Raw genomic sequence first — 14641 nt, 5'->3', positions numbered from 1 at the left:
GCCAATGGCGGCGTTCTCATGCTTCAAGACCGGCTCATGACAGAAAGCCGGGCTCGGGATAGAAACCGAGAAAAGGGGAGTGGAACTTAGGTAATGACGCCGATCTGCCAGGGCACGAACTCCTGTTGGCCGTAGCCGTGACGTTCGCTGCGGCTGCGCTCGCCGGAGGCTAGCGTCAGAAAGCGCTGGAATATCTGCTCGCCCAGCTGTTCCATCTCGATCTCACCGTCGATCAGTGCCCCGCAGTTGATATCCATGTCGTCCGATTGATGGCGCCACAGCGCGCTGTTGGTGGAAAGCTTCATGGAGGGGACCGGCGCGCAGCCGAAGGCGCTGCCGCGGCCGGTGGTGAAGGCGATGAGATTGCAGCCGCTGGCGACCTGGCCGGTGACCGAGACCGGGTCGAAGCCGGGGGAGTCCATGAAAGCCAGGCCGCGTTCGCGCATGGGTTCGGCGTACTCGAGAACCTCGACCAGCGGCGTGGTGCCGGCCTTGGCCACCGCGCCCAGCGACTTCTCGAGAATCGTGGTCAGGCCGCCGGCCTTGTTGCCCGCGGACGGGTTGTTGTCGAGCGAAGCGCCGCGAACCCGGCAGAACTCCTCCCACCAGTGGATACGCTCGATCAGCTTGTGGGCCACGGCGGGGGTGACCGCCCGGCGCGTCAGCAGGTGTTCGGCGCCGTAGACTTCCGGTGTTTCGGCCAGCACCGCACTTCCGCCGTGGGCGATCAGCCGGTCCACGGCGGCGCCCAGGGCAGGGTTGGCGGTGATGCCGGAGTAGCCGTCGGAGCCACCGCACTGCAGCGCGACCCGTAGATGTTCGACCGAGCAGGGTATCCGTTCGACCTGGTTGGCTTCGTTCAGCAGTTGCTCGATATGGCGGATGCCCTCGGCGATCGCCTTGGTGGTGCCGCCGATCTGTTGGATAGTGAAGGGGTGCAGCCTGGGGCCGGGCTTCAGCCCCTGGGACTCGATCAGCGCGTCGATCTGATTGGTCTCGCAGCCGAGGCCGATGACCAGCACGGCAGCGAAGTTGACGTGGCGCGCGTAGCCGGCGAGCGTACGCCGCAGCATCTCCAGCGCTTCGCCATCCGCGGCCACCGCGCAGCCTACGCCGTGAGTCAGTGCGACCACGCCATCCACGTTGGGGTAGGGCGCCATCGCCGCGGGATGAACGTCGCGCCGGAAATGGTCGGCGATGGCGTGAGCGACCGTGGCGGAGCAGTTGACCGAGGTGAGAATGCCGATGTAATTGCGCGTGGCGACACGGCCATCCGCTCGTTGAATCCCCATGAAGGTGGCCGCAGGGGAGATCCGCTCGACGGGCGTGACCTCGCTGCCGATGGCATAGTCTTTCGAATAGCCCTTCGAATAGCCCTCCACATCGCCCTGTTCCTGACCGGCGCCTTCCAGGTCGCCGATGCTGAGGTTATGGACGTGGACATGATCGCCGGGCGCGATGGGGCGAGTGGCGCGGCCGATGATCTGACCGTAGCGGCGAATCATGTCCCCGCTGTCCAGGGCGCGAATGGCGATCTTGTGGGCGGCAGGCACGGCATCTGTCAGGATGACGTCCGGCAGGACTTCGGTACCCTTGGGCAATGGCGTGCGTGCGATGACGACATCGTCGCGTTCGTGCAGGCGGATGATCGAGGCGGGGGCCTCGGTGGTGTGTTCGATCAGTGCCATGAGTTGGCTCCTCGGGCGGCTTGTGCCACTTTGGTCTATGCGGCTTCGGCTCAAAGCCTTTCTAATCAGTTATTTATTATGATTCCTGTAGCCACACCCTATCCGGTCACGGTGCGCCCCACCACTGAGAGTTGCTGATCGAGTGATAACGATCGTGCATTCGCCCAAAGTCTCAATTCTTGATCGCGTCGCAAGCGAGAGGAGTCGTCGATGCCCCCGACGCTGGAAACCCTGATGTCGCGTCTGCGCTTGCGCCAGCTGCGCCTGCTGATGGCGCTCGACGAGTGCGGCTCCATTCACAAGGCCGCCGAGCAGGTGGCGATTTCCCAGCCCGGCGCGACACGGGCGCTGAACGAGATCGAGTCGACGCTGGGCGCGCCATTGTTCCTGCGCAGCGCACGGGGATTGGAAGCCAACGATTTGGGACGCTGCGTGGTGCGCTACGCGAGGCTGATCCAGACCGATGTGGCGCATCTGCGCGAGGAGATGATCGGTATCCAGCAGGGCTTCGGCGGGCATCTGGCGGTGGGGGGAACGATGGGCGCCATCGCGGCGATCGTCGAGGCCGTCGTCAAGGTGCGCGCCGAGCAGCCTTCGCTGTCGTTGCAGGTGATCGAGGATACCAGCGAGGGGTTGCTGCGGCTGCTCGATCAGGGGCGGATCGATGTCGCCCTGTGCCGTTCCAACTTCGGGCGGCGTCCGGGCGATTACCATTGCCACGGGCATTTTCCCGAACCGCTCTGGGTGGTCGCCAATCTTGCGCACCCGCTGGTGAAGGTCGAAGCGCCCGATTTCATCGCCCTGGCCAGGCAGGCATGGATCGTCTATCCCGTCAGCATGCCGAGGATGCTAGAGCAGGAGTTCGTCGCGGCGGGCCTCTCGCAGCCGGTACAGTCGATCGAGATCTCGTCGACCTACGCCATCCTGGCCATGCTGGAACGGGACGATGGGGTGCTCGCGCTGTTGCCGGAACGTATCGCGCGGGAGCAGGTGGCGCGGGGTCACGTGGCGCGGGTGAACTATCTTTTCAAAACGCGCAATCCCGCTTTCGAGCTGCTCTGGCGGCGTGATAGGGAACTGTCGCCGGCGGCCCGACGCTTTATCGAATGTTATGACAATGAAGGAGAAGGGGGCGTCGAAATTTGCCAAGTGCCGGATTAGTGTCTAGGTTTTGTATAGATTGCTCAGGCAAGCTCTCGTGACACGGGCAGCATTGGCAACGGTTGCCGGGATCGTGTTGCGAGCCAGGATGAATTATGGAGGATTCACATGAAAAAGCTTAACGCAGCCATTTTTGCCGCCTTGATTGCTCTGCCGACCGCTGGCGCCTTCGCTCAGGAGCAGGCGCCAAGCGTCAGCCCGGAAACGGGTTCGGCCAATACCCAGTCTGGTGGTTCTTCGCCCACCAAGGTTCAGGGAGGTTCCGCTGCCGGCCAGACGAATGGTTCGCTGCCGTCGGAGAACAACCTGCCTGACGACAGCAATGCCCAGACGGGTTCTGCCAATACTCAGCCGGGCAGCCTGAAGGCCCAAGGTGGCTCTGCACAGGATGAATCCGCAGCCCGTGGCCCGATGAAGGACGATATGGAAGGTAACCACGGCATTGACTCCGCGCAGGACGTGAATCCCGACTGATAAGAATATCGCTTGCGATAGCAGCTGATAGCTGGTCTTACTGCTCGACCCCCGTCCCGCTCAGCGGGGCGGGGGTCGTTCTCTTGTCATGTGTCGAGACACGGGAGAGATGGACCGCCTGCGTCTGCGACGATGTCCTCACCACCAGCTGTCGGACTCGCGTTCGCTGCGCAGCTTCTCTCGCGCGATGAAGAGTGCTGCGATGGCGCGTCCTTCGTGGAAATCGTCGCGAGCCAGCAAGCCGGTTATGTCGTCGATGGCGTGCGTTTCGACGATCAATGGTTCGGGCTCGTCCCCCTCCAGCCGCCTTTCGTAGAGATCGCTGGCCAGCATCACCTGCATGCGGTGATTCATGTAGTTGGGCGCCAGCGACAGTTCCACCAGCGGCTCGATGCGGTTGGCGCCGAAGCCGCACTCTTCCATGAGTTCCCGATTGGCGGCCGTGATGATGTCCTCGCCCGGGTCGACCAATCCCTTGGGCAGGGTGAGCATATATTCATCGAAGCCCGCTGCGTATTCGCGGATCAGCAGTACATGATCGGGGTCCGGCATCGCCACCACCATCACCGCACCGCGTCCCTTGCCTTTCAAACGTTCGAATGTTCGCTGCTCGCCATTGGCGAAGCGCAAATCGAGTGATTCGATCGCAAACAGTTCGCTCTGGGCCATATGGCGCCGCTCGAGAATCGTCGGCTTGGTCAAGGGTAACGAGGGAGAGTCTGTCGGCGCCATGGGGCCTCCGTGCATCGGGCGGGTTGCACTGGGTACAATAATCGACGCCTGCCCGTGTGGGAAATGTCCATTCTTCGCCTAGGCGGCAATGACGACACCCAACGGGATTCCCTTTCCGTCCGATTGCCGAGGTATCGCCCAATGATCGACTGGAATGCCATCGATACCGTTTTTCTGGATATGGACGGTACGTTGCTCGATCTTCACTTCGATAGCCATTTCTGGCTGGAGCACCTGCCGCGTCGCTACGTCGAGCTGCATCGTCTCGACGACTCGCATCGCACCGCGCTGGAGACTCGGATTCTCGAGTCCCGCGGAACGCTGGACTGGTACAGCCTGGCGCACTGGAGTCGCGAGCTGTCGCTGGATATCGTCGCGCTCAAACGCGAGGTTGCGCACCTGATCGGCTGGCGCGCCGACGCGCTGGCATTCATGGAGTGGCTCAAGGCCGCGCCGGTGGACGTCGTGCTGGCGACCAACGCCGACCGCGAGAGTCTCGGGCTCAAGCTGCCGTTGACGGGCCTGGACCGCTATGTCGACCGTATCGTCTCTTCCGCGGACGTGGGGGCGCCCAAGGAGCAGCCAGCGTTCTGGGACGCGATGCAGACCTTACATCCGTTCGACCCCGCACGCAGCCTGTTCGTCGATGACAATACCGACGTACTGGCGTGCGCCCGGGATTACGGCATTCGCCACCTGCTGGGCATCCATCAGCCCGACAGCCGCAAGCCCGGTAGTTCGCATCCGGCATTCACCGTCGTCGATCGCTTCGCGTCACTGCTGCCCGAAACGCCGGCTTGAAGCCATGGACAGCGACCCCCATCTACGCAGGTCGAGGTGACAGATCCATGAGTGAAACGGTTCGTATCGATAAATGGTTGTGGGCGGCGCGATTCTTCAAGACGCGCCAGCTGGCCAAGAAAGCGATCGAAGGCGGCAAGGTCCGCTACAACGGCAATCGCGTCAAGACCAGCAGGAATGTCGAGGTCGGGGCGCTGATCGAGGTGCCGCAAGGCTGGGACAACGCGACCGTCGAGGTCCTGGCGCTGTCCGACCAGCGCCGCGGCGCGCCCGAGGCGCAGCAACTCTATGCCGAAACCCCCGACAGCATCGACCGTCGCGCGCGGGAAGCGCATCAGCGAAAGCTGGCCAATCAGGTGATGCAGCCACCGATCAAGCGACCGGACAAGCGCCAGCGTCGCGATATCCACCGCTTCCAGCGTCAACAGACCGACGACTGAACGTCTGGCGCACTGGCGCCGTGAGCTGCCTGCCAACCCCCTATCTGCCATTGCCGGGCGATCGTCAGCGATTCGCCCGGCATCCGACGAGACATGATTCATGAACGATGAAATCCAGCGTTTTCTATTCGACGATACCAATGTACGCGGCGAGATCGTGCAACTGGAGTCCGCCTACCGGGAAGTGCTCGAGCGCCAGGATTACCCCGAGCCGATCCGCTATCAGCTGGGAGAGCTGTTGAGCGCCGTGGCCCTGCTGACCGAGACGGTCAAGCTCGATGGCACCGTCAGCCTGGAAATCCGGGGCAAGCAGGGCGTCGATGTGCTGATGGCCGAATCCAATCCGGGCGGTCAGCTGCGGGCCATCGCCCGCTATGACGAGAATCAGGTATTCGCCGACAACGCCACGCTGCGACAGCTGGTCGGCGACGGCCAGATCGTGATCACCCTCGATCCTGCCGAGGGCAATCGCTATCAGGGCATCGTGGCGCTGGAACACGATCACCTGGCGAGCTGCCTGGAAGCCTACTTCGCGCAGTCGGAGCAGCTGGCGACGCGCCTGTGGCTGAGCGCCGACGGCCAGCGCAGCGCCGGTCTGCTGCTGCAGCAGCTGCCGGACGATACCTCCAACAAGGATCCCGATGCCTGGGAGCGTGTCGTTCATCTGGCCTCCACGATCACCGACGACGAAATGCTGACGTTGCCGGCCCAGGACGTGCTGTATCGGCTGTTCCATGAAGAAACCACGCGGGTCTTCGCGCCCAAGGCGCTGGCGTTCGGCTGCACCTGCTCGCGGGAGCGGATCGCCAATGCCCTGCATACCTTTGGCGCCGATGAGCTGCGCAGCATTCTGGACGAGCAGAAGGCGATCGATACGCAGTGCCATTTTTGTCATACCCGGTACCATTTTAGTGCGGCAGAAATCGAGGCGATCATCGACTCGCCACAGGCGCCATCGCCGACACTTCACTGATTCTGCCGTTCGCCGAGGCCCGGGCTTCGATCAAGGCGGCATTGGCATCGAGCGTCCTGCGTTTGCGCGTCGGGCGCTTTTTGCCATAATGACGATCCTTTTTCGCCCGCCAGGCGTCGCAGCGGCGGGCCTTCGACGCTGTGAAACGACACGAAAACAGAGGCCTCAGGGCCCAGGACCGGATAATGACCACCTCTCAAGCCTCGTTCCAGGCTGCCAATGATTCCCGCCACGCGAAAGCGCATACCAATTTGACCACGGCCGAGCTGGTCGAATATGCCCTCGCAAGAGGAGAAGGCGTGCTGGCCGCCAATGGTGCATTGGTGGTGGAGACAGGCGAGCGCACCGGCCGGTCCACCCTGGATCGCTTCATCGTCGACGAGCCCTCCACGTCGGATCTGATCGACTGGGGGCAGGTCAATCGCCCGGTCGGACCGAGCGTATTCGATGCGCTGTGGGAGCGGGTCGAGGACTATCTGGCGGGTGGCGATACCTTCGTCTCCGAGCTACATGTCGGCGCCGATCCGGAGTACTACCTGCCGATTCGTGTCATCACGCAGAAGGCCTGGCACAACCTCTACGGTCGCAACCTTTTCGTGCGCCCCGACAACTGGAATCCGAAGGACAAGAGCGAGTGGACGGTGCTGAGCGCGCCCGATTTCGTCTGCGACCCGCAGCGCGACGGTACGCGTTCCGAAAGCACGGTGATGATCAATTTCGCGCGTCGTCGGGTGCTGCTGGCCGGCATGCGTTATGCGGGCGAGATGAAGAAGGCGATGTTCTCGGTGCAGAACTTCCTGTTGCCGGAGAAGGACGTGCTGCCGATGCACTGCAGCGCCAATGTCGGCGAGGATGGGGAAACCACGCTGTTCTTCGGGCTGTCCGGCACCGGCAAGACGACGTTGTCGGCGGATCCGGAACGCTATCTCATCGGCGACGACGAGCATGGCTGGGGCGAAGGCACCGTCTTCAACTTCGAAGGCGGCTGCTATGCCAAGACCATCGATCTGTCGCGCAAGAACGAGCCGATCATCTGGGACGCCATCCGTTTCGGCACCGTGCTGGAAAACGTGGTGCTGGCAGAGGATCGGGTGCCTGACTATGCCGACGACAGCCTGACCCAGAACGGACGCGCCGGCTATCCGCTGGAGTTCGTCGAGAAGCGGGTCGAGGAAAACCGCGCCGGCGAGCCGAGCGCGATCATCTTCCTGACCTGCGACATGAGCGGCGTGCTGCCGCCGGTTTCGCTGCTCTCCAAGGAAGCGGCGGCCTATCACTTCCTGTCCGGCTACACCGCCAAGGTCGGCTCGACCGAGATGGGCTCCGCCAGCGGCCTCGAGGCGACGTTCTCGACCTGCTTCGGGGCACCGTTCTTCCCGCGCCCGGCACATGAGTACGCCGACCTGCTGATCAAGCGCATCGAGGCCTTCGAGTCTCGTGTCTACCTGGTCAATACCGGCTGGAGTGGCGGGGCTTACGGCCAGGGCGGCAGCCGCTTCAGCATTCCGACGACTCGCGCCATCATTCGCGCCATCCAGGAAGGCGACCTGAAGGATATCGAGACCCGGCATATCGAAGGGCTCAATCTCGACGTGCCGCTGGCGGTGGACGGGGTCGACGCCAAGCTGCTCGATCCGCGTGATGCCTGGAGCGACCAGGAGGCGTACCGTGAACAGATGAATGCGCTGGTGGCCAAGTTCATCGCCAACTTCACCAAGTTCGACGATGTCGATGCCGCGATCCTGGCGGCCGGCCCGCAGACGCTCTGACGTCTGTCGTCTATCTGGAGCTGTAGACGTTCTGGCGCCTGTAGATACTCTGGCGCCTGTAGACACGCCGGCGCCTGTTCGAGACGGATTCGTCGAGCTGCTGCCGCGAGCCGTGCGGTATCTGACGGGGATGGCCATCGGCCATCCCCGTCTGGTTTGTGCGACTTCGATACCTCTGGAGTGTGAGCCTCTCGCGCCGGTGTGCTAACGTGGCGCGATCCTACCTATCGTGATGGTTTTCATGTCCAAGACTCAAACCGCAATCATTGCGTTGATCGCCGATGAGCTCGGCGTTCGCTCCAATCAGGTCAATGCCGCCGTCGAGCTGCTGGATGGCGGCGCCACCGTTCCGTTCATCTCCCGTTACCGCAAGGAGGCCACCGGCGGTCTCGACGATGGTCAGCTGCGTGCGCTCGAAGAGCGCTTGCGCTATCTGCGCGAGATGGAGGAGCGTCGCGAGGCGATCCTGCAGGCGATCGACGAGCAGGGGCAGATGACCGATGCGCTGCGCGCCGAGCTAAAGGCAGCCACTACCAAGCAGCGGCTGGAAGATCTCTATCTGCCCTATCGCAAGAAGCGCCGGACCAAGGCGCAGATCGCCCGGGAGGCGGGGCTGGAGCCGTTGGCGGACCGGCTGTTGGCCGATCCCGGCCTCGACCCGGATGGCGAAGCGGCGGCGTTCATCGATAGCGCCACCGGCGAGAGCCATGGCATCGAGGATGCCAGGAGCGCGCTGGACGGGGCCAAGCAGATCCTGATGGAGCGCTTCAGCGAAGAGGCCGAGCTGGTCGGCCGGCTGCGCGAACGATTGTGGGAAGACGGCCAGCTTCGCGCCCGGGTGGTCAAGGGCAAGGAGACCGAAGGCGCCAAGTTCTCCGACTACTTCGAGCATGACGAAAATCTCGCCAGGACGCCGTCGCACCGGGCGCTGGCGATGTTCCGCGGACGCAAGGAGGGCGTGCTGTCGCTCTCGCTGGCGATGGCGGGAGAAGACGAGGCACCGATCCACCCCGCCGAGGTGGCGATCGCGCGCCATGTCGGCATTGATCTCGGCGCCGAGCAGCCCGCTTCGCGCTGGTTGAAGGAGGTGGTTCGCTGGAGCTGGCGCGTCAAGCTCTACACCCATCTCGAAACCGAATTGATGGGGCGGCTGCGGGAGCGGGCCGAGCAGGAGGCGATCGATGTGTTCGCTGCCAACCTCAAGGATCTGCTGCTGGCGGCGCCGGCCGGACCGCGCACCACGCTGGGGATCGATCCCGGTCAGCGCACCGGATGCAAGGTCGCGGTGGTCGATGCCACCGGTCGCTTTCTCGAGCAGGCGGTCATCTACCCGCATGCGCCGCAGAAACGCTGGGACGAAGCGCTGGCGACGCTGGCCGATCTGGTCGAGCGCCACGAGGTATCGCTGGTCGCGATCGGCAACGGCACGGCCAGCCGCGAGACCGATAAGCTCGCCGCCGAGCTGGTCAAGCGCGTGGCGCCGCGCCAGGTTGCCAAGGTCATGGTCAGCGAGGCCGGCGCCTCGGTCTATTCCGCGTCGGAGCTGGCGGCACGGGAGTTTCCCGATCTCGATGTCTCGATTCGTGGCGCGGTCTCGATTGCCCGGCGCCTGCAGGATCCGCAGGCCGAGCTGGTCAAGATCGATCCCAAGTCGATCGGCGTCGGCCAGTATCAGCACGATGTTTCCCAGGTCAATCTGTCCCGCAGTCTCGAGGCGGTGGTCGAAGATTGCGTCAATGCCGTGGGCGTGGATCTCAACACCGCCTCCAGCGCGCTGCTGTCTCGGGTGTCCGGGCTGAGCAAGATGCTCGCCGACAACATCGTCGCCCGGCGCGACCGCGAAGGGCCATTTCGCACCCGCCAGGAGCTGCTGAGCGTCGACCGGCTGGGGCCCAAGACCTTCGAGCAGTGCGCCGGGTTCCTGCGCATCATGGGCGGTGACAATCCGCTCGACGCCAGTGCCGTGCACCCGGAAGCCTACCCGCTGGTGGCGCGCATCGCCGAGCGCAACGGCCGCGAGCTGGGCGGCCTGATCGGCGACAGCCGCTATCTGAAGTCGCTCAAGCCCTCGGACTATCTACAAGATGCGCTAGCAGTCGATGACGCGTTCGGGGTGCCGACGGTGATCGACATCCTGGCGGAACTCGACAAGCCAGGCCGCGATCCGCGTCCCGAATTCAAGGCGGCGACGTTCCGCGAAGGCGTCGAGAAGATCGGCGATCTCGAACCCGACATGCTGCTGGAAGGGGTCGTCACCAACGTGACCCATTTCGGAGCGTTCGTCGATATCGGCGTGCATCAGGATGGGCTGGTGCACATTTCCGCGCTGGCCGACAAGTTCGTCGACGATCCGCGTCAGGTGGTGAAGGCCGGCGACATCGTCAAGGTCAAGGTGATGGAGGTCGACGTGGCGCGCCAGCGCATCGGCCTGACGATGCGACTCGGTGACACGGCCGGCGAGAAAACGTCTCCGGGCGAGCGTCGCGCCGGTGGCGGCAAGTCTCGCCGTGGCGACGCAGGGCGAGGGCGGCAGCCCCGTCAGGGTGGCGGTGACCGGCAATCCGCGCAGCCCGGCGGCGCGATGGCCGAAGCGCTGTTGAAGGCACAGCGGCGGACGTAACGACGAACGGAGGCGAAGCCGCTAGTCTCTGTCGGCTTCTGGTCTTGAAAGCCATCGGTCTTGAAAGCCATCGGTCTTGAAAGCCATCGGTCTGGAAAGTCATTAGCCTTGAAAGCGCTACCGTCGGCTCCATAATGAGGTTTTGCTCGAGGCGGACCGGATGGGAGCGATTTCCTTTCGGCATCGTCAACGCACGGACAAACGGGGGAGCAGCGCTCCTCCAACGAGATAAGGTGTTGAGCGTGTCTGATCAACTCGCCACGAACGTCGGCCACTTGATGGCGCCGGCCCAGAAGGGATTGCTTGGTCGTCTACGGCGGGGCATCGAAAAGGAAGGTCTGCGAGTCGACGCGGAGGGTTCCATCGTCCAGACCGCTCACCCGCACGGGCTCGGCTCCAAGCTGACCCACCCGCATATCACGACCGACTACTCCGAGGCACTGCTCGAGTACATTACCCCGGTCTACTGTCGTCCTGCCGATGCGCTCTCGTTTCTGGGCGACCTGGTGCGTTTCACCTATCGCCAGCTCGATGGCGAGTGGATCTGGCCGGCCAGCATGCCGGCGCGACTCCAGGGCAACGACAGCATTCCGATCGCCGACTACGGCACCTCCAACATCGGCACCATGAAGCATGTCTATCGCAAGGGGCTGGATGCGCGCTATGGACGCATCATGCAGTCGATTGCGGGTATCCACTACAACGTGTCGTTGCCGGACGACATCTGGCCGCTGCTGCAGAAGCTGGAAGGCCGCCAGGACGAGTCGTTGCAGGGCTACCGCTCGACCCGCTACTTCGACCTGATCCGCAACTTCCGGCGCAACAGCTGGCTGTTGCTCTATCTGTTCGGCGCCTCGCCGGCGCTGGACCGGAGCTTCCTGGGGGAGGGCGGCGACGATCGCGGCGACAAGCTCCAGCCGCTGGGTGAGAGAACGCTCTACGCACCCTACGCGACCAGCCTGCGCATGTCGGATCTCGGCTACCAGAACAAGGTGCAGGAGCAGTTGAAGATCTGTTTCAACTCGCTTTCCAACTACGTGGGCACGCTGCGCCACGCCATCTCCGCCGAATGGCCGGACTATCGTCGCATCGGCGTGGAGGTCGACGGTGACTGGCGCCAGTTGAACGCCAATATCCTGCAGATCGAGAACGAGTATTACAGCGACATTCGCCCCAAGCGCGTGGCGCGGCACGACGAGACGCCGACCCAGGCTCTGGAGGCGCGTGGCGTCGAGTATATCGAGGTACGCTGCCTCGACCTGAACCCGTTTCTGCCGCTGGGGATCGACGAGCCGCAGATGCGCTTCCTGGATACCTTCCTGCTCTGGTGCCTGCTTTCCGAAAGCCCCTGGATTCCGGACGAGGAGTGCGACCGTCTGGACGACAATCGTCGTCTGGTGGTCGAGCGGGGGCGCGATCCGAACCTGGAACTGCAGATCGGCGATCGTCGCGTGCCGCTGCGCACCCGCGGGCACGAGATCATCGATGGCATGCGCAGGGTCGCCGAGCTGCTGGACGCCATCGAGGGAGATGATCTCCATGTCGCCGCGATCAATGCCATCGCTTTGCGTCTGGACGATCCGGAACTGACGCCCTCGGCACAGATGCTGCGCGCCATGGAGGCGCATGGCGGCGAGTGGGCGGATCTGATTGCCGATCTCGCCAAGGCGCAAGCGGAGCAGTGGCGCTCGACGCCGATGGATGAATCCCGCGCCGAGCTGTTTTCCCAACTGGTCGACACTTCGCATCAGCAACAGCACGACATCGAGGCCGAGGATCAGGTTTCTTTTGCGCAGTTCATCGCCGATTATTTCCAGCGGGCGAGGGAACCTCGTTCGGCAGCGTGAGTCAGTGAACCCGTAAATCGCGAATTCATGACGTTCGACGAAGGTCCTCGAAACCGGCTGTCGTCGAGGTTGGAAAACCGCCGGTGCGATTGCGTTCCGGCATGCAGTGGGAAGGAACATGCAAATCAAGCGTTGGATAGCGCAGGCAAGCGTTCGTCAGTGGTGCGTGCTGGGCCTGTTGATGTGCTGCTTCATGATGGCCGTTGCCCTTTACCTGCAGTATGGCGTCGGTCTCGAACCCTGCCCGCTGTGCATCTTTCAGCGCGTCGCCGTGATATCCGCGGGTATCGTCTTCCTGATCGGTGCGATCCATAATCCCGGACGACGCGGTGGCTTCGTCTATGCCGGGCTCTCTCTGCTCGCCGTGCTTGGCGGAATTGGTGTGGCAGGGCGGCATGTCTGGCTGCAGACCCTGCCGCCGGACAGCGTGCCCAGCTGCGGGCCTGGCCTGGATTACATGATGGACATGTTGCCGCTGTGGGACGTCATGTCCCGGGTGTTGCATGGTTCCGGCGAGTGCGCGGCGGTCGAGGGGGCCCTGTGGGGCGTGACGTTGCCGCAGTGGACATTGGCCGGATTCGTCGTCCTGGGCATCATTCCGGTGATGATGATCGTATCTCGAGTGCGCTACAGTGGTAAGACGGTTCGCGAGCCGGCGGGGCAGGCGTCCTGAAGCAGGATGCCATGTCTCCTGGAAAAAACACGCGATGAGGGAGAGAGGCGACGAGGGAGAGGCTGATCATGCTGGAAGATTGCAAAACCGCTCAGGAGCGCTGGGGTGGCGTTCATGCACTGATCGATCGATGGCTGGAACAGCGCTATGACATGCTCGTGACGTTGGTCGACCTGCGTGAATTCTGCGATGCCGATCTCTCGGCGGTGTCCAAGACGCGCATCGATACCTTCAGTGAAGCCTTGATGGATTACATCAGCGCCGGGCATTTCGAGATCTACCCGCAGTTGCGAGAAGAGGCCAGGGCCTTCGAGGATCGCGAGGCGCTGGCGGTGGCCGACAAGCTGCTGGCGCGGGTCGATGCCTCGACGCAGCTGGTACTCGATTTCGATAATGAATACGCCACGCCGTCGCGCTGTCAGCGCTACACCGACCGTCTCCCCGGCTGGCTGGAGAAGCTCGGCGGAAGCATGACGGAGCGATTCGATCTCGAGGATCAACTGATCAGCCGCCTGCATGCGGCGCACACGCCTGTCGACGTAGCCAAGGCGTCGGATGCCCAATCCGTACGGACGGAGTGACCTCCGCCCCAAGTCGATCGGCTTGCCGCTATCGAACAGTAAACCTCGGTCTAACAGTAAACCCCGGTCTAACAGTAAGCCCCGGTCTTGGCCGGGGCTTCTCGGTCTATGTCCTTCCGTTCCTTGCCTCGCCTTTCCGCCGAACCACCGGCTCAGTCCGCCGAATCACCCACTCGGGTGGCGCCGATGGCTATCTCAGCGAAAGCACGCGCCAGTTTCGCTCGTTGGCCAGTGCTCTGAGCTCGTCGTCCGGATCGACCGCCACGGGGGTGGCCACTTCCTCGAGCAGGTAGCGATCGTTGATCGAATCGCTGTAGAACCAGGCGTCGTCCAGCGTCAGGGCGGGTTGCTCTTCCAGCCATTGTCGGATTCGCGTGACCTTGCCTTCGCGGTAGCTGGGGACACCTTCGACACGGCCGGTATAGCGCCCGTTTTCGCGCTCCGCTTCAATTGCGATGAGGTCGTCGACCCCCAGACGCTGGGCGATAGGGCCCGTGATGAAGCGGTTGGTAGCGGTGACGATCAGCAGGAAATCCCCGCGCTGACGATGCCAGGCCAGCAATTCTTCGCCCTGCGGCAGGATATGAGGTTCGATCTTGCAGGCCATGAACTGTTGATGCCAGGCGTTGAGTTGCTCTTCGCTATGCTCGCTCAGCGGTTTCAGCGCCATCGACAGATACGCCATGATATCCAGCTGGCCGGCTTGATAGTCCCGTAGATATTGATCGTTGGCGCGACGATAAGCGTCGCCGTCCACGGCGCCTTGCTCTACCAGAAATTCACCCCAGGCATGGTCGCTGTCACAGCTCAGCAGGGTGTTGTCGAGATCGAAGATGGCCAGGCTCAAGGTTGGCTCCCGTTTGCGTACCGCATGTTTTGTGG

Annotated in this window: 13 protein-coding genes; 10 read left to right on the top strand and 3 right to left on the bottom strand. The window is 63.2% G+C overall.

From position 1 onward, the window contains the following. Positions 1-86: 86 nt before the first annotated feature. Positions 87-1688 carry a UxaA family hydrolase gene (locus DOM32_RS03925; RefSeq protein WP_110631465.1) on the bottom strand — a complete coding sequence of 534 codons (1602 nt, stop codon included), beginning with the start codon at positions 1686-1688 and terminating at the stop codon, positions 87-89. Between the two features lie 210 nt (positions 1689-1898). Between DOM32_RS03925 and DOM32_RS03920 the strand changes: the two genes are divergently transcribed. Both DOM32_RS03920 and DOM32_RS03915 read left to right on the top strand, forming a co-directional pair. Further along, complete coding sequence (locus DOM32_RS03920; RefSeq protein ID WP_110631462.1) at positions 1899-2849, top strand: LysR family transcriptional regulator; 951 nt, start codon at positions 1899-1901, stop codon at positions 2847-2849. 108 nt (positions 2850-2957) lie between these two features. Then, positions 2958-3323, top strand: coding sequence for a hypothetical protein (locus tag DOM32_RS03915; protein ID WP_110631459.1), 366 nt, complete (start codon positions 2958-2960; stop codon positions 3321-3323). Between the two features lie 138 nt (positions 3324-3461). On the opposite strand, the gene nudE is transcribed toward DOM32_RS03915, so the two are convergent. Continuing rightward, the gene (gene nudE, locus DOM32_RS03910) at positions 3462-4055 is read right to left on the bottom strand and encodes an ADP compounds hydrolase NudE (RefSeq protein ID WP_110631456.1); all 594 of its coding nucleotides are present in this window, start codon (positions 4053-4055) and stop codon (positions 3462-3464) included. A 141-nt stretch (positions 4056-4196) separates the two neighbouring features. Between nudE and DOM32_RS03905 the strand changes: the two genes are divergently transcribed. The 8 genes from DOM32_RS03905 (at position 4197) to rsd (ending at position 13759) form a co-directional block, all read left to right on the top strand. Next, positions 4197-4856: an HAD-IA family hydrolase gene (locus DOM32_RS03905; protein WP_110631454.1), complete on the top strand. Its 660-nt coding sequence runs from the start codon at positions 4197-4199 to the stop codon at positions 4854-4856. 47 nt (positions 4857-4903) lie between these two features. Then, complete coding sequence (locus DOM32_RS03900; protein WP_071232558.1) at positions 4904-5296, top strand: RNA-binding S4 domain-containing protein; 393 nt, start codon at positions 4904-4906, stop codon at positions 5294-5296. A gap of 100 nt (positions 5297-5396) precedes the next feature. Continuing rightward, the gene (gene hslO / locus DOM32_RS03895) at positions 5397-6269 is read left to right on the top strand and encodes an Hsp33 family molecular chaperone HslO (RefSeq protein WP_071232559.1); all 873 of its coding nucleotides are present in this window, start codon (positions 5397-5399) and stop codon (positions 6267-6269) included. 185 nt (positions 6270-6454) lie between these two features. Then, the gene (locus DOM32_RS03890; RefSeq protein WP_110631451.1) at positions 6455-8038 is read left to right on the top strand and encodes a phosphoenolpyruvate carboxykinase; all 1584 of its coding nucleotides are present in this window, start codon (positions 6455-6457) and stop codon (positions 8036-8038) included. Positions 8039-8279: 241 nt separating this feature from the next. Next, the gene (locus tag DOM32_RS03885) at positions 8280-10658 is read left to right on the top strand and encodes a Tex family protein (RefSeq protein ID WP_071232654.1); all 2379 of its coding nucleotides are present in this window, start codon (positions 8280-8282) and stop codon (positions 10656-10658) included. A gap of 278 nt (positions 10659-10936) precedes the next feature. Continuing rightward, complete coding sequence (gene gshA / locus DOM32_RS03880) at positions 10937-12505, top strand: glutamate--cysteine ligase (protein WP_071232655.1); 1569 nt, start codon at positions 10937-10939, stop codon at positions 12503-12505. A 118-nt stretch (positions 12506-12623) separates the two neighbouring features. Continuing rightward, positions 12624-13178: a disulfide bond formation protein B gene (locus DOM32_RS03875; protein WP_071232561.1), complete on the top strand. Its 555-nt coding sequence runs from the start codon at positions 12624-12626 to the stop codon at positions 13176-13178. Positions 13179-13246: 68 nt separating this feature from the next. Continuing rightward, entirely contained in the window at positions 13247-13759 is a 513-nt protein-coding gene (gene rsd, locus DOM32_RS03870) for a sigma D regulator (RefSeq protein ID WP_071232562.1), read from the top strand. A 190-nt stretch (positions 13760-13949) separates the two neighbouring features. On the opposite strand, the gene DOM32_RS03865 is transcribed toward rsd, so the two are convergent. Next, the gene (locus DOM32_RS03865; protein WP_110631448.1) at positions 13950-14606 is read right to left on the bottom strand and encodes a histidinol-phosphatase; all 657 of its coding nucleotides are present in this window, start codon (positions 14604-14606) and stop codon (positions 13950-13952) included. Positions 14607-14641: the final 35 nt, after the last annotated feature.

Source organism: Salinicola salarius, from assembly GCF_003206135.1.
Taxonomy (GTDB): Bacteria; Pseudomonadota; Gammaproteobacteria; order Pseudomonadales; family Halomonadaceae; genus Salinicola; species Salinicola salarius.
The sequence above is the reverse complement of the archived record's forward strand: the minus strand, read 5'-3'. Positions and strand labels throughout refer to the sequence as shown.

Bases quoted from the DNA above. Each gene is read 5' to 3' on its own strand.
- hslO (WP_071232559.1), top strand. From the start codon at position 5,397: ATGAACGATGAAATCCAGCGTTTTCTATTCGACGATACCAATGTACGC.
- rsd (WP_071232562.1), top strand. From the start codon at position 13,247: ATGCTGGAAGATTGCAAAACCGCTCAGGAGCGCTGGGGTGGCGTTCAT.
- DOM32_RS03905 (WP_110631454.1), top strand. From the start codon at position 4,197: ATGATCGACTGGAATGCCATCGATACCGTTTTTCTGGATATGGACGGT.
- DOM32_RS03890 (WP_110631451.1), top strand. From the start codon at position 6,455: ATGACCACCTCTCAAGCCTCGTTCCAGGCTGCCAATGATTCCCGCCAC.
- DOM32_RS03900 (WP_071232558.1), top strand. From the start codon at position 4,904: ATGAGTGAAACGGTTCGTATCGATAAATGGTTGTGGGCGGCGCGATTC.
- DOM32_RS03915 (WP_110631459.1), top strand. From the start codon at position 2,958: ATGAAAAAGCTTAACGCAGCCATTTTTGCCGCCTTGATTGCTCTGCCG.
- nudE (WP_110631456.1), bottom strand. From the start codon at position 4,055: ATGGCGCCGACAGACTCTCCCTCGTTACCCTTGACCAAGCCGACGATT.
- DOM32_RS03925 (WP_110631465.1), bottom strand. From the start codon at position 1,688: ATGGCACTGATCGAACACACCACCGAGGCCCCCGCCTCGATCATCCGC.
- DOM32_RS03920 (WP_110631462.1), top strand. From the start codon at position 1,899: ATGCCCCCGACGCTGGAAACCCTGATGTCGCGTCTGCGCTTGCGCCAG.
- DOM32_RS03875 (WP_071232561.1), top strand. From the start codon at position 12,624: ATGCAAATCAAGCGTTGGATAGCGCAGGCAAGCGTTCGTCAGTGGTGC.
- gshA (WP_071232655.1), top strand. From the start codon at position 10,937: ATGGCGCCGGCCCAGAAGGGATTGCTTGGTCGTCTACGGCGGGGCATC.
- DOM32_RS03885 (WP_071232654.1), top strand. From the start codon at position 8,280: ATGTCCAAGACTCAAACCGCAATCATTGCGTTGATCGCCGATGAGCTC.